We start from the raw sequence: 24669 nt of genomic DNA on the forward strand, positions 1-24669 counted from the left end.
CAATGATAAATTATCGATCAAGCGGACCGTGTGCGTCGATGACAACCAAATTTGCTCTCCCACTCATACTGGGTGTCGTAGCCCTCGATGCCATCGGCATCGGACTGGTCATGCCTGTCTTGCCGGAACTCTTGCGCAATCTCGTTCACACCGATGCGGTGGCCGGGCATTATGGCGTGCTGCTGGCGATCTATGCGCTGATGCAGTTCCTGTGCGCGCCGGCCCTCGGCGCCCTGTCGGACCGTTTTGGCCGTCGTCCCGTGCTGCTCGCTTCGCTGGCGGGCGCAACCATCGACTATGCCATCATGGCGACGGCGCCGGTCCTGTGGGTGCTCTATGTCGGGCGCGCCATTGCCGGCATCACCGGCGCGACGGCGGCTGTGGCCGGTGCGGCAATTGCCGACATCACACCGGAAGAACAGCGTGCGCGGCGTTTCGGTCTGATGAGTGCATTCTTCGGCCTCGGCCTGGTCGGCGGCCCCGCTCTTGGCGGCTTGCTGGGGGGCCTTTCTCCGCACGCCCCTTTTCTGATGGCTGCCGTCCTGAATGGCCTGAATGGCCTGCTCGCCGTCTTGCTCCTGCCGGAAACCCATCGGGGCGAGCGCCGGCCGCTCTCACGCACCGCTTTCAATCCCATCGCCTCCTTCCACTGGGTTCGCGGCCTGCCGGCGGTGATGGCACTGATGGCGGTGTTCTTCGTCATGCAACTGGTCGGCCAGGTGCCTGGGTCGATTTGGGTCCTGTTCGGCGAAAACCGTTTTCATTGGGATACCGGCACCGTCGGGCTTTCCCTCGCCGCCTTCGGCATCCTCCACGCCATCGCCCAGGGTGTTGTGACCGGTCCCTTGACGCTGCGGCTCGGGGAAGACCGGGCCGTCATCCTCGGCATGTCCGCCGACGCACTCGGTTATGTGCTGTTGGCCTTCGCCTCGCAAAGCTGGATGGCTTTCGCCATCATGGTCCCGCTGGCGGCGGGAGGCATCGGAGCTCCCGCCCTGCAGGCGATGTTATCGCGAGAGGTCGGCGAAGGCCAGCAAGGCCAGTTGCAGGGATCGCTTTCCGCCCTCACCAGCCTGACTTCCATCATCGGCCCGCTGTTCTTTACCGCGATCTACACCGCTTCCCTGACCGGTTGGAATGGCTGGGTCTGGCTGGCGGGCGCCCTGCTCTATCTCTTGTGTCCGCCATTCCTGAAACGATCCGTTCAGAACAACGCTTGATCCCGGATTAGAGCACCCTGCCCGGCCGTTCGCCGGTCTGGCGCCCATCGGCCACCACAGTTCCGCCATTCACCCAGACATGGGAGATGCCGGTCGGCAATTGGGTCGAGTTCTCGAAGGTCGCCCGATCGGTGATGGCGTCCTCGAACAGCACGAGGTCGGCGGTAAGCCCGGGGCGGACCAGCCCGCGATCCGAGAGCTGGAAGCGCTGCGCGGCCACCGAGGTCATGCGGCGCACGGCATCTTCCAGGCTGAACCAGTTCTTCTCGCGCCTGAGCGGCCCGGCAATGCGCGGGAAGGTGCCGAAGGCACGCGGATGCGGCTTGGACCCCGGCCGCGGCAGGCCGTCGGAGCCCGCCATGTAAAGCCGGTTGCAGCAGGCCGCGTGCAGATCGTCTTCGTCGAGCTGGAACAGGATGATGCCGGTCTGGCCGTCATCCTCCTCGATGAAGCGCAACATCAGGTCGAAAGGCTGGACGCCGAGCTGGGCGGCCGCCTTCTCCATGTCGAGACCTTCCAGATGCTTGAGCTCGGCGCTGCCGACGGCCGACAGGCGGACATTGCCCCAGCCGATCAGTGACACCTTGCTCTGGCCATGGAAGGCCGGGCCGCCATGTTCGACCCAGTCTCGCAAGGTCGCAAGCATTTCGGGATCGCGCAGACGGGCCTTGAGGCCGTCGAGCCCGCCATCCATGGCGGCGGGTGGCAGCAATTGCAGCAGCCAGGTGCTGCCGGCCGGATAGGGATACATGTCGAAGCTGATGTCGATGCCTTCGCAGCGCATGCCTTCGAGCAATTCGATCGCCGCCGGGATCTGGCCCCAGTTCGGCCGCCCGGCCGATTGCAGATGCGAGAGCAGGCCCGCCGAACCGGAATGCCTGAGAATGCCGCCGAATTCCTGGATGGCATCCATCAGGCCGGCTTCGTAGGAGCGAACATGGGCCGCCAGCACCTTGCCGCGGCTGCGCACGGTGTTCCCCAGCGCGAAGAGTTCGTCCTCTTCGGCAAAAGCGCTCGGCGGATAGACGAGACCGAGCGAAAGGCCCGCAGCTCCCTGGTCGAGCTGGGTGGCGAGCAGCGCACACATGGCCTCGATCTCGGCCCCATTGGCCGGGCGACGGTCATGTCCCATCACGGCGAGACGCAGCGCCGCGTGGCCGACGAGCGACACCAGATTGAGCGCGATGCCCTCCCCGGTCAGCGCCTGACGATAGGCGTCGAGATCGGCAAAGATCTCGCTGTCCAGGGTCTCGCCGAGCAGGCCGGAGAAATGCAGCCGCAGATTCTCGCGCGAAGCCGGCACGGCCGGATAGAGCGAGAAGGAACAATTGCCGACCACGATGCTGGTGACGCCCTGCAATGCCTTCTCCGGTCGGTTCCGTTCCCGCAGGAAGATGAGATCGTCATGGCAATGGGCGTCGATGAAGCCCGGTGCGAGATAGCGTTCCGCGGCATCGACGACGGTGGCATCCTTGTCCGCCTTGAGGTCCTGGCCGATGCGGGCGATGGTGCCGCCCGAAACCAGCACGTCCCCCCGATACCAGGGTGCTCCCGTGCCGTCGATGATGCGCGCGCCCCGGATGAGTGTATCGGCCATGACGCCTGATCCTTTCTGGCGCAAAGTCGCTTTCCAAGGAAACGCGTCTCTGCTCCGCAATGAAATTCACATGAGAGGAAAACAATTGGATTTGTCATAGCCGGGCTTGACCCGGCTATCCAGAAGCCACGTGCGAACCGGGCAAAGGAGCTGGATTGCCGGGTCGAGCCCGGCAATGACAAAGGTTGTTGCAGCTCGAATAAAGCTCAGTTGAACGGCATTGCTCCTTGCTTCGACCCATTGCCTCGACGTGTCTTTACGCCTCTTGGCGATTCCGCCAAATCGCAAAAATAGCTCAATCCTCGATCGGCTCGGCTACCTGGATGAGACAGTCCCCGGCCTGGCTGTCGCAATGCAGCCGATGCGAGATCACGATACCGCCCTCGGCGAAGCGCAGGGCTTCCTCGGGCTGCTCCAGACGTTCAAGATCATGATACCAGCCGGCAAGGTCGCCGGCCGCAACCCGGGCCCCGAGTTCGACGGCCGGTTCGAACCAGCCCCGGCGCGTGGCATAGATGCCCTGGCTGTGGCGCGCGAGCGAGAGCAGTTGCAGAGCAGGCTTCGCCGTGACATCGCCGCCCAGCAAGGGGCGGTCGACGATGCCGAGCGCCAGCATCAGATTGTCGATCGACCGTGCCGTAAAGGCCATGCTGGCCGGCGTCACCGCTCCCCCGCCGCCGAATTCGCCGCTGAGGCCGATGATACCCGCCCGCATGGCGGCACCCATAGATGTCGGCGAGCGCGAGCCATTGTCGGCGATGAAGGCATGGCTGGGCGCCATCGCCCTGAGCAGGGCCTTGGCGCGGGTGGAGCGTTCCTCGTCCGGCTGGCGCTCGATCAGGGCACAATGAAGATGCGCCATGGAAGTGCCGCCGGAATGAATGTCGAGCAACACCTCGTGTCGGGGGAACAGTTCGTGTTCGAGGAAATGCGCCAATCGGGCGGTCGGCGTTCCCACAGGATCGCCGGGAAACGCACGGTTGAGATTGCCGCCGTCGAAGGGCGAGCAGCGCCTGGCCGCCATCACGGCCGGAAGATTGGCCGCCGGCAGGACGGTGACGCTGCCGCGGAGCGCCGCCGGATCGAGGCGGCGCATCAGGCGCGCCAGCTGCAATTCGCCCTCATATTCGTCGCCATGATTGCCGGCCATCAGCATGAGGCTCGGCCCCGGCCCGTTCCGCACCCGCAGGATCGGTATCCTGATCTGGTAATAGGGCGAGCGATCGACGGAATAGGGAATGCTCAGATAGCCGCTCTGGCGGCCATCGGCGTCGAAATCGAGGGTATGGACGAGGCCGCTATGCATGGCAGGCTGCTTTCGTGTTTCTACAAGGCCGCGATGGCCGTCATCTCGACGCGCAGATCCGGATCGGCGAGCCGGGCCTCGACGCAGGCGCGCGCCGGCGGATTGGCCGGGTCGATCCAGGCATCATAGACGCCGTTCATGGCGTCGAAATCGACGATGGCAGGCAGGAAGACATTGACGGCGAGAAGGCGCGAGCGGTCCGTGCCGGCTTCCTTGAGCAGCGCATCGATCTTGGAAAGCACGTCCAGAGTCTGGGCCTCGATACCGGCCTTGCGATCATCGGCGACCTGGCCGGCGACATGGATCAGCCCGCCATAACTGACTGCCTGGCTCATACGCGAACTCTTCTGGTAACGCATTATCATTGTCTAATACTCCATTGTAAAATATTGAAAATTTGAAACTTAAGAAGCTTCATCCGAAGGAGGTGGCGAAAGCGTCGATCACCGTGTTGTCGCCATCGAGCCCATAGACCAGGGCATGCCGGTCAAGGCAGGTGCAGGGGTGCGACAGGCCGAATTCGACGACATCGCCGATCCGAAGGTCGAGACCTCCGGTAGCCAGGAAGGCGTGCTGGTCGTTGAGCCGGGCAATCGAGACCGAAGCATCGAGTTCGCCGATGCGACGTCCCTCGCGATAGAGAGCGAGCGGGCGCGGCAGCCCCTGATCGATCGCGACATCGCGCAAGCCCATGCCGCAGATCGCCAGATCGGGTTCGGGGCGTGACAGAACCTCGGTCCAGATACGAAGAACCGGCTTGAAGCCTCTGGAAGCGCTGACAGTTTCGCCCGAGAGCTCGAAACCGGAACGGGCATCCAGAACCGCGAGACCGCGCTCATAGACGCCATGGTCGTGAAAGAAGATCGCGCCACTGCGCAGGACCAGGGTCGTGGCGGCATCCCCTTTGCTGATCGATCCAAGGCCTGCGATGACCCGGTCGAAGAACACCGAACCGCCAGCCGTCAGGATCAGCGGCCGTTCTGTTCCGATACGGTCCCGGACAAGGCGGTGCGTCTCGACCGTCAGGGCCATCAATTCGTCGATGCGGCGGATGCTTTCCTCCGGATCCGCGGTGGCGGCGGCGCCCTCATAGGCGCCAATGCCGCTCAGGCTGATCCCGGCACTCTCACCGGCGAGGATTGTGTCGAGAATGGCCCGTGCATCCTCGATTGTCCGGGCTCCGGCCCGCCCGGCTCCGACCTCCAGCAACAGGCCTAGGGGCGGCAAGTCGTCTCGCGAGCGCCAGGTTTCCAACAGGAAGGCCGCAAGGTCCGACGAGTCGACGAAAACATACACCTCCGCTTCCGGATGCCCGGCGAGCAAGGCAGCAAGCCTTCTGGCGGCGGCGGCGCCACCGATCTCATTGGCCAGGATCAGCCGATCGAACCCGGCCTTGAGCAGGACGGAGGCCTGGCGGATATCGGCGACCGTCGTGCCCCAGGCGCCGCCCTCGACCAGTTCCCTGGCGAGAGCCGTCGACATCGGCGTCTTGGCATGCGGCGCGATGGCCACGCCATGCTCGCGGACATAGCGCATCATCAACGCGACATTGCCGTCGAAGGCCGGCCGGTCGAGCGACATCAACGGGAGCGACATGATGCCGTCATAGGGTTTCCAGCCCTGCCTGCCGATGTCGGCAAGCGGCAGGGCGGTGTGGCCTGGGGGAAAACCGCGCATGCGGTCATCAATGGCATCGAGGGAAAGATGAAGGTCGGACATGATCAGGTTCCGCTGGTGGCGGCGTTGTCGAGACCGAGCCGATAGGCCCGGTTGGCGGTGGCAAAGAAGAGATCCCGCTGCTCGCTCGCGCTGAGTTCGGCGGCCACGATGCGGAAGGCGTCATAGACCTCTGCGAAGCGCGCATGCAGCGCGGCAACCGGAAAATCGCTGGCGAACATCGCGCGCCGCGGCCCGAAACAGGCGATGCAATGCTCGATCACTGGCCTCAGGCTGTCGAGGCTCCAGTGATTGTCATAGGCGACGAGGTCGGAGATCTTGATGAGGAGGTTGTCGGCCCGCCCCAGCGCCTCTAGGCCCTGCCGCCACAGCGCCATGCCCTCCGGACTTCGGTCGGCCGGGCTGCCGCAATGGTTGAGCACGAACAGCGTGTCCGGGAAATCCGCGACGAGGCGGAGGGCTTCCGCCATCTGCCAGGGGAACAGCATGAGGTCGAAGACGAAGCCGAGCCGTGTCGCCGCCCGCAAGCCATTGCGCCATTGCGGATCGCCCATCAGGTCCCTCGAGTGCGCGAAGCTCTTGGCTGGCTCCGGGTGCCAGCTGACGATATCCCGGATGCCGACGACGAGACGGTTTGCCGCTTCCGCCTCGATCAGCGCCGCGGCATCGGGACGGTCGAGCGGCACGCGGGCGACGATGCGCCGCGCCACGCCCGACGTTCTGTCGAGGCTTTCGAGCCAGCGGCTTTCCTCCAAAGGATGTTCGGAAGACCAGCCCGCTTCGACATGCACGGTGGCGACGATATTCTGGCCAACGGCATCAGCAAGATAGTCGGCGACACCATAATTGCGCCGGATCGGCGCCAGGCTGCCGAACACCATTTCCCTCTCCTCGCCCTCGGGCGGGCGCAGCCAGGGGTGGCGTCCCAGCGAAAGGTCCCAGAGATGATGATGCGGGTCGATGATCGGCCCGCCATAGACAGCGGTCATCGGCGCGCCTCACGCCCCGAGATCAGCAGCAGGGCCAGGATGAGCGAGCCGAACATGATCGAGCGCCAGCCCGGCGAGGCGTTGACCACCGTGATCAGGGCCGTGGTGGTCACCAGCAAAATGGCCCCCGGAATAGTGCCGGCATAGCTGCCCTTGCCGCCGAGAATGGAGGTGCCGCCGAGCACCACCGCAGCGATCGACATCAGGAGATAGGGATCGCCGATGCCGACATAGCCCTGGCGGTTCATGCCGAGGATGAGCGTGCCGGCAAGGCCCGCAAAGAAGCCGGACAGGGCGTAGAGCAGCAGCGTATTGCGGGTGACGCTCACGCCCGACAGCCGTGCCGCCACTGGGTTGGCGCCCAGTGCCAGGAAGCGCACGCCCATCGGCATGCGATGCAGCAGGACAAGTACCGCAAGGGAGACAACGGCCCACAGGATGATGCCGGCGGGAACGCCGAGCGGCCGCGCCGAACCCAGCCAGATCACGGCCTTGTTGGTCACGGACACAGCGCTGCCGCCGGCGACGATCACCAGCAGGCCCTGCAGGAAGGTCGCCATCGCCAGGGTCATGATGATGGGTGGTACGCGCAGGAAGGCGGCGCCGGCGCCGTTCAGCAAGCCGATCGAGGTGGCGATCGCCAGGGCCCCGACGATGCCGACCAGCCCCGAGGCGTCCCAGCCCGGCGAAATCAGCGGAATCATGATCGCGGTGACGGTGATTACGGCTCCGACCGAAAGATCGATACCGCCCATAATGATCACCAGCGTCTGCCCCGCTGCCACGATGCCGATCACGGCGGCCAATTCCAGGAGGTAGCGCAGATGACCATAGGCGCCGAAGCCACGGAGGCTGAGGCTGGCGACAAGCCAGACCAGCGCCACCAGGATCAGAGTGAGCAGCGCCGGGCTCTTGAAGAGCCCCCTGACGGCCGTGGACAGGCTGCTCATTTCTTCCTCCAGCGCGCGGAGAGTTCGGGAATGGCCACGGCCCCGACGATGATCAGGCCCTGGGCGACATATTGAGCGACCGGCGGGAAACCGAGGAAGAACATCACATTGATCATCACCGAGAGCAGCAGGCTGCCGCAGATCGCGCCGCGCATGGTGCCCTTGCCGCCCAGGAAGCCAACGCCGCCCAATACTGCCCCGGCGATCGAGTTCAGCGTGAAGGGGTTGCCAATGACGGGATCGCCCGATCCGGTCTGCGCCGCCACGAAGAGGCCGGCGAGGACGGCGAGCAGGCCGGAGATGGCAAAGGCGATCACCTTCACTTTTTCCACCGGCACGCCCGAGCGGTAGGCACCGACCGGATTGTCGCCGGCCGCATAGATGCCGAGTCCGGTCGGCGTGGCCAGGAACAGTTTCCAGGCAACCAGCACGGTCAGCAGCAGGATGAAGGCCGTCGGCCCGTCACCCGCCAGGAACTCGGAGAACCAGGGCGGCACGAAGCCGCCCGGCCGTGGCAGGATCAGCAAGGCGACGCCTGTGATGATGAAGGAACCGGCCAGCGTGACGATGATGGCCGGCAGGCGCAGATAGGCGACGATCACGCCGATCAGGCTGCCGATCGCCAGTCCGGCCAGGGCTACCAGCAGGATGCCGCCGATCGAGCCGGCCGGGCCGCCCATCGTCGTTGCGGCGATGACGGCGCCCAGGCTCACCATCGGCCCCACCGCCAAGGTGATGCCGCCATTCAGCATCAGCAGGGCCTGCGCCATGGTGACCAGAGCGAGTGGAAACCAGTTCTGGGTGAATTTCGAAAAGCCGCCGAGGCTCAGAATGCCGGGAAAGAGCCAGGCATAGAGCAGCAGGAAGCCGGCGACGACGAGATAGAGGCCGCCGAGGCCGCGATTGCGACGGCGCTGTACCGCCAGATAGAGGCTGGCCGAGGAGATAGTGCCGCTCATGCTGCTACCTCCCGGCTGGAGATACCCATGGCGGAGCCGACGATGGCTTCCTCGGAAATGGAGTCCCGTTCGAGCGTGGACACGGCCCGGCCCTCGCTGAACACCACGACCCTGTCGCACAGATGCACGAGTTCGGGCGTATCCGAGCTCAGCAGGATCACCAGCTTGCCATCGGCGGCAAAGCCCTGGAGCATCAGATAGATCTCTCTCTTGGTTTCGATGTCGACGCCGCGCGTCGGGTCGTTGAGCAGCAGGACTGAGGGATCAAGCGGCAGCCACTTGGCCAGCGCCACCTTCTGCTGATTGCCCCCGGACAAAGCCTGCACCGGCCGTGTCGTATCGCCCTTGATGGTGAGGCGCCGGGCAAGCTCGGCGACCATCGAGCGTTCGCGGCCGCTATCCCGCAGCCCGTGCCGCGCCTGGAGATCGAGGGAAGGCAGCAACAGGTTGGAAGCGATGGAATGGGGCAGGATCAGCCCCTCCTTCTTGCGGTCAGCCGGCACATAGGCGAGGCCAGCCGCATTGGCGGCGCCCACCGTGGAGAACAGGCCTGACTTGCCGCATAGCCTGGCGCTCTGCGCCGAGGCGGGAATGGCGCCGTAGAGCCCGAGCAGGAAATCCTCCTGCCCCTGCCCCACCAGGCCGCCGATGCCGACGATCTCGCCGGAGCGGGCGATGAAGTCGACGTCGCGCACCATGCCGGCAGAAAAGCCCTGGAGATGGATGCGTTCCTCGCCGATGGTCCGCGGCGTCCAGGCCGGAAACAAGTCGCCGGCATCGCGCCCCACCATCAGGCGTACCAGCCCCTCGGCGTCGACGCCGGCGAGCGGCTGGTCGGCCGTCACCACGCCGTCCTTCAGCACCGTGACATGCGAGCACAGCGCCCGCACCTCGTTGAGGCGATGCGAGATATAGAGAAGCGCCAGCCCCTCATCGCACAGCCTGCCGATCAACCCCGCCAGGACACCGGCCTCATGGCCCGACAGCGAGGAGGTCGGCTCGTCCAAGATCAATACGCGAGGACGGCGAAAGAGCGCCTTGGCGATCTCCACCATCTGGCGGCGACCGAGGGCGAGGTCGCCGACCAGCGCGTCAGGCGCTTCCGTCAGGCCGACAAGGGCGCAGACCTCCTCGACGCGGCGCTGGAGTTCGCGATAATCCACCAGACCGAAACGGCGGGGATAGGCACCCAGGCCGATATTCTCGGCGATGGAAAGCTCGGGCGTGAGGCTGAGCTCCTGCTGGACCACGGCGATGCCGGCCTTGCGTGCAAGATCCGGGTTGAAACGCGTGACAGGCTTGCCGTCGAGCACGATCTCCCCACCATCCGGCGCCAAGGCGCCGGACAGCAGGTTGATCAGCGTCGACTTGCCGGCCCCGTTCTCGCCCAGCAAGGCATGCACCCGGCCCGGACGCAGCGCGATGCTGACGCCCTTCAGCACCGGGTTGCCGAAAAAGCCCTTCAGGATCTGACGGGCTTCCAGCAAGGGTGGACGATCGGTCATGAGACAAACTCTCTATGCAAACCCTGACGCTTACTGCGCCAGCAGCTTGTCGAAGAGCGCCTTGTCATAGTCAGAGTAGATGTAGCCATCCGCCGGGAACTTGTCGGCACGGGCCAGATAGGAGTCGATATTGCTGTCGTCGATCACCGGCAGCGGCACCTTGACCTTAGTCGGGATGGTCTTGCCCTGTAATGCCTGGACCGCCGCATAGACGGAGAAGGCACCGAGCCAATTGGGCTGCATGGTACCCCAGCCCTTCAGCTTCTTCTCCTTCCACAGCTCCAGGAATTGACGGGCGTTCTCACCCGTGGTCGGCACCTGGTCGCGTCCCTGCCGGTCGAAGGCCAGCACCGAACCGGCCGACAGGGCGCCGCCGAGCGACAGCACGCCGTCGATCTGGGGATTGGCGAAAAGCAGACTGGTCATCGCTTCCTGGGCGGGAGCGACATTGTATTCGGTGTTGGTCTCGGTGATGATCTCCAGGCCCTTATTGGCGTCGAGCACCGGCTGGGCACCCTTGCGGCGATCATCGCTGACCGAGACGCCGGCCGGGCCGTTCATGATGATGATCTTGCCCTTGCCACCAAGCTGCTTGACCATCCACTCGGCGGCCTGCTTGCCCCATTCGAGCGAATCCGTGTTGATCTTGGCCGTGAGATTGTTGGTGTCGACCAGGCTGTCGAAATTCATCACGGCGATGCCTTTGGCGCAGGCGTCGGAGATGACGCGGTCGAGCGCCGTGGACGAGCCGGCCTCGACGATGATGGCATCGAGATTGGCGTCGATCATCGACTGGATCTGCTGGATCTGGGTCTGCGCGTTGCCCTGCGCGTCGGTGATCATCAGGTCCTTGACAAGCCCTTCCTTCTTGAGGCCGTCGACTTCGCTGACGATGGTGCCCTCCGTCTGCTTCATCCAGGTCGGCACGGAATAGATGTTGGCCCAGCCGATACGATAAGGCGCCTTGCGGTCGCCCTTCACGCAGTTCGAAGCGGCCTGAGCCGCGCCTGCCGTGGTCGCGAAGGCGAACACGGCGAGACCGACACCCGCCATCAAGGCGCGCCGATCGGTGAGCTTCCTCAGCAATGAAGTCTTGATCATGTCGTTCCCCTCTTGTGAGCCAGCGGGCCTTGTTTGCAGCCTTGGCTCTTGCGTGATGTACAATATACTGTACATATGGTCACAATATCGGACATCTCGAACTATAGGCGGTTTTTCGGGGCTGACAAGCGGGCGGCGAAATTTTTGAAGGCATCACCCGCCCAAGTCGAAATATCATTGCGGAAAGGATCGGTTTGCGGCTTGCGTTGATGCGTGCCGTAACGTTCATCAGTGAAACAACAGCAGGGGGGCACCCCGCTCGAGCGGGTCAGGTAGGACAGGAATGGATTCAATCAGCGACGAAGGTATTGCCAGGCGCACGCGTGGCCTCGACCGTGCCTTCGAGATCCTCGATTTCCTGCGCATGAAGCGCGAGCCGACCAAACCAAACGAGATCGCCTCTCGTATCGGGGCTCCGCGCTCATCCGTCTATGAACTGGTCAATCTCCTGCTGCGCAATGGCATTCTCGAATATGCCGATGGCGAGGGGCGAGTCTATCTCGGCCGCAAGCTCTATTTCCTCGGCGCGGCTTATGAGGACCATTTCGACTTCATGCGCGAATGCGACAAGGTCCTTGCCCAGATTGCCGCGGAGACGCGCGAGACCGCCCAATTCTGCATGCTGGACGACAACAAATATACTGTCGTGCGCATGAAGGAGGGTGTGAGGCCGTTTCGGATTTCCTCGGATGTCGGGCGTGCGGTGCCAATCCCCTGGACCGCCTCGGGGCGCCTCCTGCTCTCGCATCTGAGCGACGAGGAGATCCTGGCTTTCATTCCCGCCGGTGATTTCCGCCTGCCCAATGGCAATATGCTGGATCCCGGCCACTTCATCGCCGAAGTCCGCCAGGCTGCCGCAGCGGGCGAGTTCACCTTCAACAGCATCGTCGACAGCTTCACCCACTGTTTCGCCGTGCCGGTCTTCGACGGCCAGGATCGCTGCACCGCCACGCTCTGCCTGGTGACGCCACGCGAGGACGGCATCCGCAACCGCCAGCATTATCTCGGCTGCCTGAAGACGGCGGCGCTTTCGCTTCATGGCAAGGCCGTCGGTCCGCGCGAGGCGGCATAGCCTCTTCCTATTTGCCGCCCGTCAGGCTGAGATGGTTGAGCAGATAGCGATGAAGCGTTTCCACAGCCGGCGAACTCTGCTCAGTGGCCGAGCGGTAAAGCAGCAAGTCGACGCTCGGCAAGGCTGGAAAGCCCGCCTGCATGGGCGGCTGGCGCAGCCCCGGCACCAGGGCGCTCTCGATCAGCACAGTAACGGCGATACCCGACAGCACGGCCGTCTGCAGCCCGCTGATGCTGTCACTGACGCAGGCGATGCGCCAGCTCCGCCCGGCCCTGTCGAGCGCCTCGATGGCGTAGTCGCGATAGATATTGCCGGGTGGCAGCAGAGCCATCGGCACGGGATCTTCCAGATGGGCCGATGAGGTTGCTCCCGTCAGCCAGACCAGTTGCTCGCGCCCGACCACCTGGCCGCCGGTGAAGCCGTCCATCCGTGTCACCAGGGCGATGTCGACGCTGCCCTCGCGCACTCGCGCTACCAGCGGTCTCGACAGGGCGCAGCGCAGTTCGATGCGAATATGCGGATAGTCCCGACGAAAGGCGCTGAGGATCGGCGGCAAGAGGAAAGTGGCGTAGAGATCGGGCACACCGAAAACCACCTTCTCTTCGGCTGTCTTCGGAGTAAAGCGCGCCAGGCACTCATCGTGGCTGCTCAGAATCTGACGGGCATGGGACAGGAACACCGTGCCGGTCTCGCTCAGTTCCAGCGCCCGCCTGGTGTCATCGAACAGGGGGCGTCCGATGATCTGTTCCAATTTTTGGATCTGCTGGGTCACGGCCGACTGCGTACGTCCCATCCGACGGGAAGCCTCGGTAAGGCTTCCCGTCTCGACCGTCAGGACGAAGGCGCGCAACGAGCGAATATCGAGATAGGTCGACGACATGGCTTCCTCTGCCCGGCCAGGCAAGATGACTATGCCAGATGACCTCCGAGCAAGAGATAGCCGGGGAGAAGGCCGGTGACCACACTGTTGAACAAAGCCATCCAGCCTGTCGGGCGGCCAATCCGCATGCCCTTTACCAGCAAAAGGAAGAACATCGCATAGAGGATGGCCCAAAGTAGCCAGCACAGCGCAAACCAATGGTCCCAGATAGTGGCCGCCGCCCGGAAGCTCTCGATGGTGATCGGCAGGAGAATGGCGACCACGGAAAGGCAATACCAGCCCAGTCCGCGTCCGTCATTCCCGTTGAGTTGGTTGAAGCCGACCCAGAGGAAGGTGATGCCGAACAGGAGAATCAGCGCGGCCGATTTGACCGCCCCGAGTGTGAGCGTACCTCCCATCACCAGGTCGAGGCTGACGAGGGCCAGCACGGCCCCTGAAAAGAAGTTCGGCAAGGCGACTTCCCTGTCCCCGATCCGGCCGAGCAGCCATAGACCATTCTGGAACAGCACCATGCCGACATAGAGCAGAACCAAGCCGACCAGCATGAAAGCCTCCCGCGCTCAACTGGCCAGCAGTTCTTTGAGCAGATTGTCGAGCGTCTTCACATCGGCGGGACTGGTGCCCGGCCCCCCGGCAAAGTGGCCCCAGATGCTGTCGATCTGACGCAATTCGGCGTTGGGCATGTGCTTGACCTCATGGATATTGTCTTCCGGCGGGAAATAGAGATCCGTTGACGCAGGCACGACGAAGGCCTTGGCTTTGATGGCGCCCAGTGCCTTTTCGAAATCGCCGTGGAAAAGCTCGTTCTTGCTGATATCGCCATGCTGCCAGCACCACAGCATGGTCAGAAGGTTATTGGCATCGCGGGGCAGGAAGATGCCTTCCCAGAAGCCGACAAGGAAATCCTCCAGACTGGCATAGCCCATGACTTCGAGGTCGAGCTTTTCCCGATAAAAGGCCTGGCTGAAGCCCCAACCGGCATAGACCCGGGCCATGGCTCGCAGTCCCCGCGTGGGGGATGTGTCGTACCAACCTTCCTTGAAGGCTGCGTCGGCGGTGAGCGCTGCCTTCACGCCTTCAAGGAAGACGAAATTATGCCGCGAGCAGCGTGCCGCGCCCTGGAAGGGCAGAATGCGCTGCACCATATCCGGATAGAGAGCCGCCCAGTGATAGGTCTGCCCCGCGCCCATGGACCAGCCCGTCACCAATGGGAGCGTTTCGATGCCGAACTTCTCCGTCACGAGCCTGTGCTGCAGGCGCACGTTGTCATAGGGCGTCACCTTGGGAAAGCGCGCCTTGTTCCACGGTTCGGGCGTGTTACTCGGTGAACTCGACAGGCCGTTGCCGAGCATGTTGGGCACGATGATGAAGTAGCGGTTGGGGTCGAGGGCCATGCCCTCCCCAATCAGCCACTCGTTTTCATAGTGTTGGCCGGAATACCAGGTCGGGTAGACGATGGCATTGTCCCGCTTGGCATTGAGATTTTCATAGGTTTTGTAGGCCAACTTCGTCGCGCGCAACGTAGATCCAGACTGCAATACGACGTCACCAAGATCAAAAATGCTGTAATCTGCCATATCCCCTCCCGAATTTTCTCTTTCCGAGAACAAAATTCATCGATTTCGGATAGAACTAATTAAGGGCTTCATCATCTATGTTGGCAAATTAGAAGTACTTATCTCCTGTATTAGAATTGCATTCTCAACCCACACGCGAAGCTGCTCGCCCTTTGGTCGCAGTTTGCTGCCCACCTCGCCTCGCCAGACGGTCCGACTGGACGAAATGTCCAGTCGCGGGCTCTGCCCCCACCTGCTACCCCATAGACTTCGTCGCAACGCGATTGGTTCTCATCATGGGCGCAGCAGCCGGATTCCGCTCTCCTCTCACGCTAGTCCGCAAGGCTTGCGGAGCCTGCAGCGACTGTGACGTTCGGCACCAGGCTCTTTGCGCGGCCATGGCCGATGAGGATCTTCATCGTCTCGAAAGCATTGTCAGCCCGATGGCGCTCCAGCCCAACCAGACGCTGCTGCGCCAGGGCGATCCCCGCCGCAAGGTCTACAGCCTGACATCCGGCATGCTCAGGCTCTTCACCGATCTGCCCGATGGCCGGCGGCAAATCGCCGGGTTTCTGTTGCCGGGCGACTATCTCGGCCTGGTCGACGACGACGTCCATTCCCAATCGGCCGAAGCCGTCATCGCTTCCAATCTGTGCGCCTTCCCCATCCGCGAGATGGAGTTGCTGATGAGCGAGTTTCCGAGCCTCAGGGACAGGCTGCATCGCATGACCAGAGCGGCCTTGCGCCAGGCCCAAGACAATCAGCTCATGCTCGGCCGGTTGGCGCCGCTCGAAAAGCTGGCAAGCTTCCTGCTCACGCTCGATGCCCGGGCCAATGGCCAGCCCCATCATCGACATGTGTTGCAGCTGATGATGTCGCGGACCGATATCGCCGATTATCTTGGCCTGACCATCGAGACCGTCAGTCGCTGTTTCACCCGGCTGAAGACGCAGGGACTGATCCGCCTGCCCGAAGCCCATCTGGTGGAGATACTGCGCGAGGACCGGCTCACCGACATCGCCGGCATCAGCATTCCGCCCGAACATCGGCGTTCAGCCGCCTGTTAGCTCTGCCGGTATCAGGCGACCGTCGACGAGGGCAAGCATCTTGTCGACTGCTCCCGCCGGGATGTCGGCGTGGGTTGCGAGGATGACGCTGCGCCCCTTGGTAGCGGCTGCGAGATCGGCCAGGAAATCCACCTCCATGGCTCGATCGAGGCCAATGGTCGGTTCATCGAAAACCAGAATTTCGGCTGGTGACAGCAGGACGCGGGCAAGACAGAGCCGCCGCACCTGCCCGACGGACAAAGTGCGTCCCGCTTCTCCGACAAAGGCATCGAGCCCCTCGGGGAGGCTCCGCACGAAATTCGCGATCCGTGCCGCGTCGAGCGCAGACCAGAGTTCGGCATCGCTCGCCTCGGCTCGGCCGATCAACAGATTGTCGCGCACCGAGCCGAGAAAGACAGGCGCATTCTGGCCCAATAGGGCGACCCGTGCATGGAGATCGGCCTGGCGCACGGTGCGGATATCGGTGCCGCCCACTGCAATCGAGCCGGCCTGGGGATCGTGCAGCCTGAGCAGCAGGGCAAGCAAGGTCGACTTGCCACTGCCGCTCTCGCCGATGATTGCCACGCGCTCGCCTGCCGAAATCGCAAGGCTGAGGTTGCGCAGCACCGGACGCGCCGGGTCGAAGCCGAAAGTCACCTGGTTCACGGCAAGGTCGCCATCCGGCAGCGCCACGGGGCGTTGGGGATCGCCGATTGCGGGAGCCATCTGCGCAATCGCACGCACCCTCTGGGCGGCCGTCAGGGCAGCACCGAATTTGGCGACACTGCGCACCAGCACGGCCGTTGCTTCGAAGCTCGCGAGTACCGCGAGCAGCAGGCCGACGAGCAGAGGGCCGCCGATCTCGTCCTGCCGCAAAGCCTGGACGCCGCACCAGAGCACGCCGATGAGGGCGAGTCCCGCCAGCGCCTGTACAGCCGCCCCGGCCAGCAGGCCGGCGCGTGCTGAGCGTCTGCGGGCCTGCGCGAGCCGCTTTGCTGCCTGGTCGAATTCCTGACCTGCCGCAGCGACCGCGCCGAAGGCAACCAGATCGGCGTGGCCATCGATGCGATCCAGCATGGCGATGCGCAAGGCGGCGGAGGCCTCCACCAGTTCCGCACCCAGCCGGCGCGAGAATAGGGTCAGCACGGCCGGAACGCCGACAAGCGCGAGGATCAGGACCGCAGCATAGATCGGAGCGGAGGCCGGCAGCAGAAAGAACAGCCCGGCCGTCATGCCGGTCCCGATCAACAAGGCCGTCAGGAAGGGGCCGAACGCCGTGAGGAAGACGGTGTCGAGCGTATCGACGTCGGCCGTGAGCCGGCTGACGAGGTCACCATGCCTGAGATCGCGTGACGGCAAGGGAACGCGCGGAAACAGGCGCGCGAACAACCAGCCTCTGAGAGCCGAGAGGAGGCGCAAGGTGGCGTCGTGTCCGACCAGTTTTTCGCCATAGCGCGAGAGGATCCGCACCAAGGACAGGCCCCGGATCAGCGAGGACGGACCGAACAGGTTGAAGCTCGCCGCCGCCGTGGTGAGAGCCGCCGCCGTCAGGAACCAGCCCGAGATCCAGAGCAGTGCGACACCGGCGGCCAAGGTCAGCACGGCCAACATCAGCGCCAGCCCCATGCGGCCGATGTGCTGGCGGAACAGCGGCCAGAAGGACAACAGGGCGATCATGCGGTCCACCTCGGCTGTTTGTGTGCCTTGCCGGCGGGAAAATGCGGCATCGGCAGCAGCTTGCCGCCGGCCAGCCGCCAGGCCTCATCCAGCCGGGCGGCTACGGCGAGCGAATGGGTCGCGACGATCATGGTTCGACCGGCGGCAAAATCGACCAAGGCATCGAGTACACGGGCCTGCGTGGCGGCATCCAGATGTGCCGTCGGCTCATCCAGGAGAATCAGGCCGGGTTCTCGCAAGAACAGGCGCGCCAGGGCGACCCGATGCCCCTCACCGCCCGACAGGCCGACGCCGCCTTCTCCGATCAGGGTATCGAGCCCATCGGGCAGCTTCGAGGCAAAATCCAGGACACATGCCCGTTCTGCCGCGCGCGCGATCTCCTCCGCCGAGGCGGAAGGCTTGCCCAGCCTGATATTCTCGGCGATCGAGCCATGAAACAGGCGCGCGCGCTGGCTGATGAAGGCGACGCCCGCCCGCAGGCTGGTTTCGTCGATCGCAGCAAGCTCAAGCCCCGCGACATGGATGCCGTCGCCCGGTCTCAAGCGGGCTATCGTTTCCAAAAGACTCGACTTGCCGATCCCGCTTTCACCGAAAAGTGCGAGGTGCCGGCCCGCTGCGATCTCCAGCGAGATGTCGTCGAGCAGGACGCGATCGCTGTCGGGTACCCGGATGGTCAGGTGCTCGATACGGAGCGGCAATCCGCCGGACGAAGCCGGAAGACGCGCTGCGCGCTCCGAAGCGGTGCCGGCCTCCGGCAGTCCGGCGAAGCGTGCCTCGATCTCGGCAATCGCTGCCTTGGCGGAAGCCCTGTCGTGATAGTGGGCAGCAAGCAGGCGCAAGGGCTGATAGACTTCCGGAGCCATCAGCAGGCAGAACAGGCCTGCCTGCAATGTGAGGGCGGAGCCGCGCAGGTCCACGAGCCCGAGATAGGTCAGGCCCACATAGAGCGCCACGCCAGCAACGCCGAGGGCGGCGAAGAATTCCAGCACGGCGGAGGACAGGAAGGCGATGCGCAGCACGCGCAAGGTCCTGCGGCGCAGATCCTCGCTCGCTCGTTCGACATCGCGGGTCTCGAACTCGGCATGACCGAAGAGTTTCAGTGTGGTCATGCCGCGCAGGCGATCGGCGAAATGCCCGGCCAGCCGCACAAGCGCATTGGCCTGGGCCTTGGTCGCCGCCTCCGCCCCCCAGCCCACCAGCGCCATGAACAGCGGGATGAGTGGCGCCGTCAGCAGGAAGAGCAGACCGACCACCCAGTCGACCGGCAGCACCGCCGCGGCAAAAGCCAGCGGGAGCACGGCCGCCTGTATGCTCGCCGGCAGGAAGCGGGCAAAGAAGCCGTCGAGTGCTTCGACCTGGTCCACCACCGCCGCACTCAATGCACCGGAGGAGCGTGAGGCCGACCATTCGAGCGAACTGGCGGCCAGGCGCGAGGCCAGGCGCCCGCGCAACTCGAACTTGATGCGCTCGGCTGCGGCAATACCCGCCTGCTCGCCCAGCGCTGCCAGTACGAGCCTCGAGGCGATCAGGACAGCGATCCAGACGATCAGGCTGCCCAGGGTGGCGACGCTTTCTCCTCCCACCACGGCCCGATGCAGCACCGAAGCCAGCAGATAGGCCTGGACGACGAGGAGCCCCCCCGAGACGAGCGGCAGGATCGTTGCGATCGCCAGCCCCTGTCGGGCATTGCGGGCGAGAGCGACGAGAGCGGCGCCGTCTCGCCCGTTTGGCCTTCCTGCGATCTGGACGCCGACCTTCTCGCTTGCTTGCTCCACATCGACCTCATCTGCAGTTTCTACGCAACACAAGCCCAGATAGTTCACCAATGGCGCCAGTATATCCACCGCTCTTCTTGCAAAGCAAAGTGTTGCCTAATTTAGAATTTGTCTTGCAAAAGCAAAACCAACCGAAGCACAATCCCCGCATCTTTAGCCGCCGCGGGCTGCTGGGGCATTGATTTCGATCAATGCCCGCCACGGGTTGCCCGTTTAGGGAAACTTGAGACTGGTGCAATGCCAGTATTGGAGCAGGTTGGGCGTCTATGATCGATTTCACCATCGTTGACCTGTCGCGGCTGCAATTTGCGGCGACAGCCATGTATCACTTCATCTTCGTGCCCTTGACGCTTGGTCTTTCCGTCCTGATCGCCATCATGGAAAGCGTCTATGTGATGAGCGGCAACCCGGTCTGGCGTCGCATGACGCTATTCTGGGGTACGCTGTTCGGCATCAACTTCGCCATGGGTGTCGCCACCGGCATCGTGATGGAATTCCAGTTCGGCATGAACTGGAGCTATTACAGCCACTATGTCGGCGATGTCTTCGGGGCCCCCCTCGCGATTGAAGGATTGATGGCCTTCTTCATGGAGGCCACCTTCATCGGCCTGTTCTTCTTCGGCTGGGACCGCTTGTCGAAGGTGGCGCATCTGGCCGTGACCTGGCTGGTGGCACTGGGCGCGAATTTCTCTGCCCTGTGGATCCTGATCGCCAATGGCTGGATGCAGAACCCGGTCGGCTCGGCCTTCAATCCCGACACGATGCGCATGGAGATCACCGATTTCATCGCGGTCATCTTCAATCCGGTCGCCCAAGCCAAGTTCGTGCACACGGTCAGCGCCGGCTATGTCGCCGGTTCGATGTTCGTGATGGCGATCAGCGCCTTTTTCCTGTTGCGCGGACGCCATCGCGATCTTGCGCGGCGCTCCATGGTGGTGGCTGCGAGCTTCGGCCTTGCCTCGGCGCTATCCGTCGTCGTGCTGGGGGACGAGAGCGGCTATGTCGCCACCGAACACCAGAAGATGAAGATCGCCGCCATCGAGGCCATGTGGGAGACCGAGCCAGCGCCGGCCGGCCTCACGGTCTTCGCCCTTCCGGGCAAGGACGGCAATCGCTTCGAAGTCAAGGTTCCCTGGGTCTTGGGCCTGATCACAACCCGCAGCCTGAACAAGGAATTGCCAGGCATCCGGCCGCTTGTCGAGCATGCGGAAGTCCGTATCCGTAACGGCATCCAGGCCTCGGCCAGTCTCGACGCCATCCGCAAGGACCCGAACGACAAGGCCGCTCGCGAGGCTTTCGCCAGGCAATGGCCGGATCTTGGCTATGCGCTGCTGCTCAAGCGCTATCGCCCCGACATTCAGAATGCCACGCAGGAGGAGATCCAGCGTGCCGCCCAGGATACGGTACCCGGCGTGGCGCCGCTGTTCTGGAGCTTCCGCGTCATGGTGGCCCTGGGCTTCTACTTCATCGCCTTCTTCGGCCTCGCCTTCCTGATGAGTTGCCGCCACCGTCTTGGCGAGAACCGCGCTTTCCTGCGCGTGGCCCTGTGGAGCCTGCCACTGCCGTGGGTGGCGATCGAGGCCGGCTGGCTGGTCGCCGAATATGGCCGCCAGCCCTGGGCGATCGAGGGCGTGCTGCCGACCTTCTATGCCGCTTCCGGCCTCACCCTTACCGATCTCGTCATCAGCCTGGGCTTCTTCCTGGCGCTCTATACCAGCCTGCTCATCGTCATGATCTTCCTGATGGTGAAAACCATCCGGAAGGGACCATCCGAGCACAGCGTGCTCGATGAAGCACCGGCTGGCGCAGGCCCCCTGCCCGAGCCCGCCCTTGCGCGCGCGCCGCGCTGAGCCAGATCTGGATATGCACTCATGAACACGATACCCCTCGACTATGAAACCTTGCGCCTGATCTGGTGGGCCCTGCTCGGCGTACTCCTGATCGGCTTTGCCATCATGGATGGCTACGATCTCGGCATCGGCGCGCTGCTGCCCTTTGCCGCGCGTACCGATGAGGAACGCCGTATCCTCATCAACCTGATGGGGCCGACCTGGGAAGGCAACCAAGTCTGGCTGATCCTGGGCGGCGGCGCGATCTTCGCGGCCTGGCCAGCCCTCTATGCGACATCCTTCTCGGGATTCTACCTGGCGATGATCGCCATCCTGCTCGCTTTGATCCTGCGTCCCGTCGGCTTCAAGTTCCGCGGCAAGCTCCAGGATCAACGCTGGCGCAATCTGTGGGACGGGGCGCTTTTCCTCGGAGGCTTCGTGCCCGCCCTGATCTTCGGCGTCGCCGTCGGCAACGTGCTGCTGGGCGTACCGTTCGGCCTGGATGCCACCTTGCGGCCTTCCTATGCCGGCAACTTCTTCGGCCTGCTGCGCCCCTTCCCGCTGCTCGCCGGCCTGGTCAGCCTTGCCATGCTGGTAACCCATGGCGCAGCGGTGATTTCGGCCCGCACCCAGGGGCCGATGACGGAGCGCGCGCGTGTCTATGGCCGACTTGCCGCTCTGGCAACCCTGGTGTTGTTCGCCCTTGGCGGCGTGTGGATCGCCTATGGCATCGATGGCTATGTCGTCACCAGCCCGCAGGATCCGCTCGGGCCTTCCAATCCGCTCGGCAAGACCGTCGCTCTCGAAGTCGGCCGCTGGCTCGCCAATTTCCATACCCATGGCTGGATGTGGACGGCGCCGACCCTTGGCCTGCTCGGGCCACTGGTGGCCTTTGCTGGTCTCTCGGCCCGTTCGGGCAAGCTTGCGATTGCTGGCAGCAGCCTCGCCATCATCGGCATCATCGCCACCGCAGGCCTGGCGCTGTTTCCCTTCCTGCTGCCGAGTTCACTCGACCCCAAGGTCAGCCTGACTGTATGGGACGCTTCCTCCAGCCACATGACGCTCTTCGTCATGCTGCTGGTGACGGCTTTCTTCCTGCCGTTGATCCTGGCCTACACCACCTGGGTCTTCCGCGTGATGCGTGGCCCCGTCACCGCCGACTCGATCGGCCGCAACCCCAACGCCTACTGAAGGAGCCCGACCATGTGGTATTTTTCCTGGATCCTCGGCCTTGGCCTCGCCTGCTCCTTCGCCATCCTCAACGCGATGTGGTTCGAACTGCGCGAGCAGAAAGTGCCTGCCGCGAAGGTGGCGAACAAGCCGGATCGGGCGACGGCCGGCAACTGACGACAGCTCTCCCGTGATCGTCAACCGATCGGTTGACGATCACTCAGGCGGTCCTGGCGGCGCCCCATCAGGCCGACGACAAGCGCCGTCAGCAAGAAGAGCAGCGAGCAGACGGCGATCACACCGAGAAAGGCCTGCTCGAAAGCCGAGCGCGCCAACCGAACCAGCATGTCGGCCGAGGACGAGGGCAACCCTTCAGCCGCGAGCAGGGCCTCGTCCAGGCTGTCGCGCACCGTGCCGGCTACCGGCAGGTCGGGCGGCAGCACCAGCATCGCCGTGTAGATCGCCGACATGATGGTGCCCATCACAGCCACGCCGAGCGCCCCACCGAGCTCGTAGGAAACCTCCTCGATCGAGGCGGCCATGCCGGCCCGCTCCTCCGGCGCATTGACCATGATCGCACTGGAAGCAGCCGACATCGACGCTCCCACGCCGAACCCCATGGCGCTGAGGGCCGTCAACCAGAGAGCCGCCGTTCGGTCATGCGTCAGCAGGAAGAAGGCAAGACCTGTACCGGCAACCGCAAGCGACATCCAAAGCACGTGACGGGCGCCGAGCCGCGGCAAGGCAAGCCCGGCAAGTGGCCCGGCCACGATAGAGGCCAGAGGGATGGGCAATAAAAGCAGGCCAGCCTGCAAGGGGGACAAGTTCCGCACCAATTGCAGATGCTGGCTGAACACCAGTTCCACGCCGATCAGGGCTGCCGAGGAGACCGCGGCCACGATGACGCCCGCGGCGAATTCGGGGTTACGGAACAAGCCGAAATCGATCAGCGGCGTCTCGCTCTGGCGCTGGCGCCGCCTGAACATGAGGAATGCCAGGGCGCCAATGAGCCCAGCGGCAAGGGCGGCCTCCCAACTCGGCGAACGCTTGCCCAATTCCTTGATGGCATAGGCCGTGGCAATCAGCCCGACCATGATCTGGAGCGAACCGACGAAGTCCCACGGATGGGTAGCCCGGCCCGGCCGATTTTCCAGCACCATTCCGGCCGCCACCCAGGCGAGGATCACCACCGGAACGTTGATCAGGAAGACAGATCCCCACCAGAAGAATTCGAGCAGCAGACCGCCGAGCACCGGGCCGAAAGCCGCGCCGCTCGAAGCCACTGCCGCCCAGACGCCGATAGCGAAGGCCCTCTCCTTCTCGTCGGCGAAGGTGACACGGATGATGGCGAGGGTCGCGGGCATCATCATGGCAGCACCGACGGCTAGCAAAGCGCGGGCAACGATCAATATGACCGAGCTCGGCGCGAAGGCCGCCAGCAGAGATGCCGCTCCGAAGCCGAGCAGGCCCGCCATGAACATCCGCTTGGAGCCGATGCGATCGCCCAGCGTGCCGCAGCCCGGCAGCAAGCCGGCGACGACGAGAGGATAGGCATTGAGGATCCAGAGCTTTTCAGAGGCCGTTGCGGCCAGATCATGGGTCAGGCGTGGCAGCGCCGTGTAAAGCACGGTCAGGTCGACGACGATGAGGAACAAGGCACTCGAAACGATTGCGAGAACCAGCCAGCGATTGTGATATGCCATTGGTCAAGTGTCAGTGTTGAAGGGAATCTTCCGCGCAAAGCGGACAGCTTGCCCACCGCACTCGCCGAATATAAATACATTCGTATTGAAACAAAAGAGAGAAGTGGTTTGGGCCGCCCCCGTAGCATTGATCGCAATCTGGTTCTTGATGCGGCAGAGGCCGTGGTGGCACGCATCGGACCTGCAGGGTTGAGCATCGACGCCGTCGCCAAGGAGGCCGGAATCACCAAAGGTGGGGTGCAATATTGCTTCGGCACCAAGGATGGCCTGCTGAAGGCCATGCTCGAGCGCTGGGCCGAGAGTTTCGACGCCGAGGTGGCCAGGATCGCGGCGAAACAGCCAGGCCCTCATGCCTTGGTACGGGCCTATGTCGAGGCCAATCGCCATGTCGACGACAAGGATGCCTCCCGTTCGGCCGCCATGCTGGCAACCCTGATCCAGAGCCCGGATCAACTGGCTGATACCCGCGCCTGGTACCGCCGCTATCTGACGGCGATCGACCCCTCTTCACCCGAGGGGCGCAAGGCTCGCCTGGCCTTTCTCGCCTCCGAAGGCATCTTCTTCCTGCACAGCTTTCAATTCGTGCAGATGACCGAAGCCGAATGGCAGGAGATTTTCGAAGACATACTGCGCCTGCTGCCGGACAAACCCGAATGA

General features: G+C 63.8%; 22 protein-coding genes. 7 read left to right on the top strand and 15 right to left on the bottom strand.

Annotated features, from left to right (window positions below; all coding sequences use genetic code 11):
- The first annotated feature begins 38 nt into the window (after window positions 1–38).
- Window positions 39–1220: a Tet(A)/Tet(B)/Tet(C) family tetracycline efflux MFS transporter gene (gene tet / locus ACR9ZN_RS11120; RefSeq protein WP_441771781.1), complete on the top strand. Its 1182-nt coding sequence runs from the start codon at window positions 39–41 to the stop codon at window positions 1218–1220.
- Window positions 1221–1227: 7 nt separating this feature from the next.
- Here the strand turns inward: tet and ACR9ZN_RS11125 are convergent, their stop codons facing one another.
- The 9 genes from ACR9ZN_RS11125 to ACR9ZN_RS11165 form a co-directional block, all read right to left on the bottom strand.
- On the bottom strand, window positions 1228–2817 hold the full coding sequence (locus ACR9ZN_RS11125) for an N-acyl-D-amino-acid deacylase family protein (RefSeq protein ID WP_481272243.1): 1590 nt from the start codon (window positions 2815–2817) through the stop codon (window positions 1228–1230).
- A 295-nt stretch (window positions 2818–3112) separates the two neighbouring features.
- Window positions 3113–4123 (bottom strand): succinylglutamate desuccinylase/aspartoacylase family protein, encoded by a 1011-nt coding sequence (locus ACR9ZN_RS11130; protein ID WP_481272244.1) that lies wholly within the window; start codon window positions 4121–4123, stop codon window positions 3113–3115.
- Window positions 4124–4143: 20 nt separating this feature from the next.
- Entirely contained in the window at window positions 4144–4488 is a 345-nt protein-coding gene (locus ACR9ZN_RS11135) for a RidA family protein (protein ID WP_441771784.1), read from the bottom strand.
- Window positions 4489–4537: 49 nt separating this feature from the next.
- Window positions 4538–5842 (bottom strand): alanine racemase, encoded by a 1305-nt coding sequence (locus ACR9ZN_RS11140; protein ID WP_481272245.1) that lies wholly within the window; start codon window positions 5840–5842, stop codon window positions 4538–4540.
- A 2-nt stretch (window positions 5843–5844) separates the two neighbouring features.
- A complete protein-coding gene (locus tag ACR9ZN_RS11145; RefSeq protein ID WP_481272246.1) occupies window positions 5845–6789 on the bottom strand; it encodes an amidohydrolase family protein in 945 nt (314 codons plus the stop codon).
- A complete protein-coding gene (locus ACR9ZN_RS11150) occupies window positions 6786–7739 on the bottom strand; it encodes an ABC transporter permease (protein WP_481272247.1) in 954 nt (317 codons plus the stop codon). Before ACR9ZN_RS11150 ends, ACR9ZN_RS11145 begins: the two co-directional genes overlap by 4 nt.
- Window positions 7736–8698: an ABC transporter permease gene (locus ACR9ZN_RS11155; protein WP_481272248.1), complete on the bottom strand. Its 963-nt coding sequence runs from the start codon at window positions 8696–8698 to the stop codon at window positions 7736–7738. Before ACR9ZN_RS11155 ends, ACR9ZN_RS11150 begins: the two co-directional genes overlap by 4 nt.
- Complete coding sequence (locus tag ACR9ZN_RS11160) at window positions 8695–10203, bottom strand: sugar ABC transporter ATP-binding protein (RefSeq protein ID WP_481272249.1); 1509 nt, start codon at window positions 10201–10203, stop codon at window positions 8695–8697. The genes ACR9ZN_RS11155 and ACR9ZN_RS11160 overlap by 4 nt, the downstream gene beginning before the upstream one ends.
- A gap of 30 nt (window positions 10204–10233) precedes the next feature.
- Entirely contained in the window at window positions 10234–11304 is a 1071-nt protein-coding gene (locus ACR9ZN_RS11165; RefSeq protein ID WP_481272250.1) for a substrate-binding domain-containing protein, read from the bottom strand.
- A gap of 283 nt (window positions 11305–11587) precedes the next feature.
- On the opposite strand from ACR9ZN_RS11165, the gene ACR9ZN_RS11170 reads away from it, so the two are divergent.
- Complete coding sequence (locus tag ACR9ZN_RS11170; protein WP_454814029.1) at window positions 11588–12376, top strand: IclR family transcriptional regulator; 789 nt, start codon at window positions 11588–11590, stop codon at window positions 12374–12376.
- 7 nt (window positions 12377–12383) lie between these two features.
- Here the strand turns inward: ACR9ZN_RS11170 and ACR9ZN_RS11175 are convergent, their stop codons facing one another.
- The 3 genes from ACR9ZN_RS11175 to ACR9ZN_RS11185 are packed head-to-tail and all read right to left on the bottom strand — an operon-like array spanning window position 12384 to window position 14833.
- On the bottom strand, window positions 12384–13256 hold the full coding sequence (locus tag ACR9ZN_RS11175) for a LysR family transcriptional regulator (protein ID WP_434956534.1): 873 nt from the start codon (window positions 13254–13256) through the stop codon (window positions 12384–12386).
- A gap of 29 nt (window positions 13257–13285) precedes the next feature.
- Entirely contained in the window at window positions 13286–13801 is a 516-nt protein-coding gene (locus ACR9ZN_RS11180; protein WP_454814030.1) for an AmiS/UreI family transporter, read from the bottom strand.
- 15 nt (window positions 13802–13816) lie between these two features.
- A complete protein-coding gene (locus tag ACR9ZN_RS11185) occupies window positions 13817–14833 on the bottom strand; it encodes an alpha/beta fold hydrolase (RefSeq protein WP_481272251.1) in 1017 nt (338 codons plus the stop codon).
- 275 nt (window positions 14834–15108) lie between these two features.
- Here ACR9ZN_RS11185 and ACR9ZN_RS11190 point away from each other — a divergent pair, with 275 nt between their 5' ends.
- Window positions 15109–15879 (top strand): helix-turn-helix domain-containing protein, encoded by a 771-nt coding sequence (locus ACR9ZN_RS11190; RefSeq protein ID WP_434956537.1) that lies wholly within the window; start codon window positions 15109–15111, stop codon window positions 15877–15879.
- On the opposite strand, the gene cydC is transcribed toward ACR9ZN_RS11190, so the two are convergent.
- Window positions 15865–17535: a thiol reductant ABC exporter subunit CydC gene (cydC, locus tag ACR9ZN_RS11195; protein ID WP_481272252.1), complete on the bottom strand. Its 1671-nt coding sequence runs from the start codon at window positions 17533–17535 to the stop codon at window positions 15865–15867. The genes ACR9ZN_RS11190 and cydC overlap by 15 nt on opposite strands.
- A complete protein-coding gene (cydD, locus tag ACR9ZN_RS11200) occupies window positions 17532–19310 on the bottom strand; it encodes a thiol reductant ABC exporter subunit CydD (protein WP_481272253.1) in 1779 nt (592 codons plus the stop codon). Before cydD ends, cydC begins: the two co-directional genes overlap by 4 nt.
- Window positions 19311–19576: 266 nt before the next feature.
- On the opposite strand from cydD, the gene ACR9ZN_RS11205 reads away from it, so the two are divergent.
- Genes ACR9ZN_RS11205 through cydX form a run of 3 tightly spaced genes read left to right on the top strand, consistent with a single transcriptional unit; the run spans window position 19577 to window position 22486 of the window.
- The gene (locus ACR9ZN_RS11205) at window positions 19577–21160 is read left to right on the top strand and encodes a cytochrome ubiquinol oxidase subunit I (protein WP_481272254.1); all 1584 of its coding nucleotides are present in this window, start codon (window positions 19577–19579) and stop codon (window positions 21158–21160) included.
- A 21-nt stretch (window positions 21161–21181) separates the two neighbouring features.
- Complete coding sequence (gene cydB, locus ACR9ZN_RS11210; RefSeq protein ID WP_454814033.1) at window positions 21182–22330, top strand: cytochrome d ubiquinol oxidase subunit II; 1149 nt, start codon at window positions 21182–21184, stop codon at window positions 22328–22330.
- A gap of 12 nt (window positions 22331–22342) precedes the next feature.
- Entirely contained in the window at window positions 22343–22486 is a 144-nt protein-coding gene (gene cydX, locus ACR9ZN_RS11215) for a cytochrome bd-I oxidase subunit CydX (protein ID WP_434956542.1), read from the top strand.
- A gap of 20 nt (window positions 22487–22506) precedes the next feature.
- On the opposite strand, the gene ACR9ZN_RS11220 is transcribed toward cydX, so the two are convergent.
- Window positions 22507–24012: an MFS transporter gene (locus tag ACR9ZN_RS11220; RefSeq protein WP_481272255.1), complete on the bottom strand. Its 1506-nt coding sequence runs from the start codon at window positions 24010–24012 to the stop codon at window positions 22507–22509.
- Window positions 24013–24120: 108 nt separating this feature from the next.
- On the opposite strand from ACR9ZN_RS11220, the gene ACR9ZN_RS11225 reads away from it, so the two are divergent.
- On the top strand, window positions 24121–24669 hold the full coding sequence (locus ACR9ZN_RS11225) for a TetR/AcrR family transcriptional regulator (protein ID WP_434956544.1): 549 nt from the start codon (window positions 24121–24123) through the stop codon (window positions 24667–24669).

Source organism: Labrys sp. HAY1-8F, from assembly GCF_056754975.1.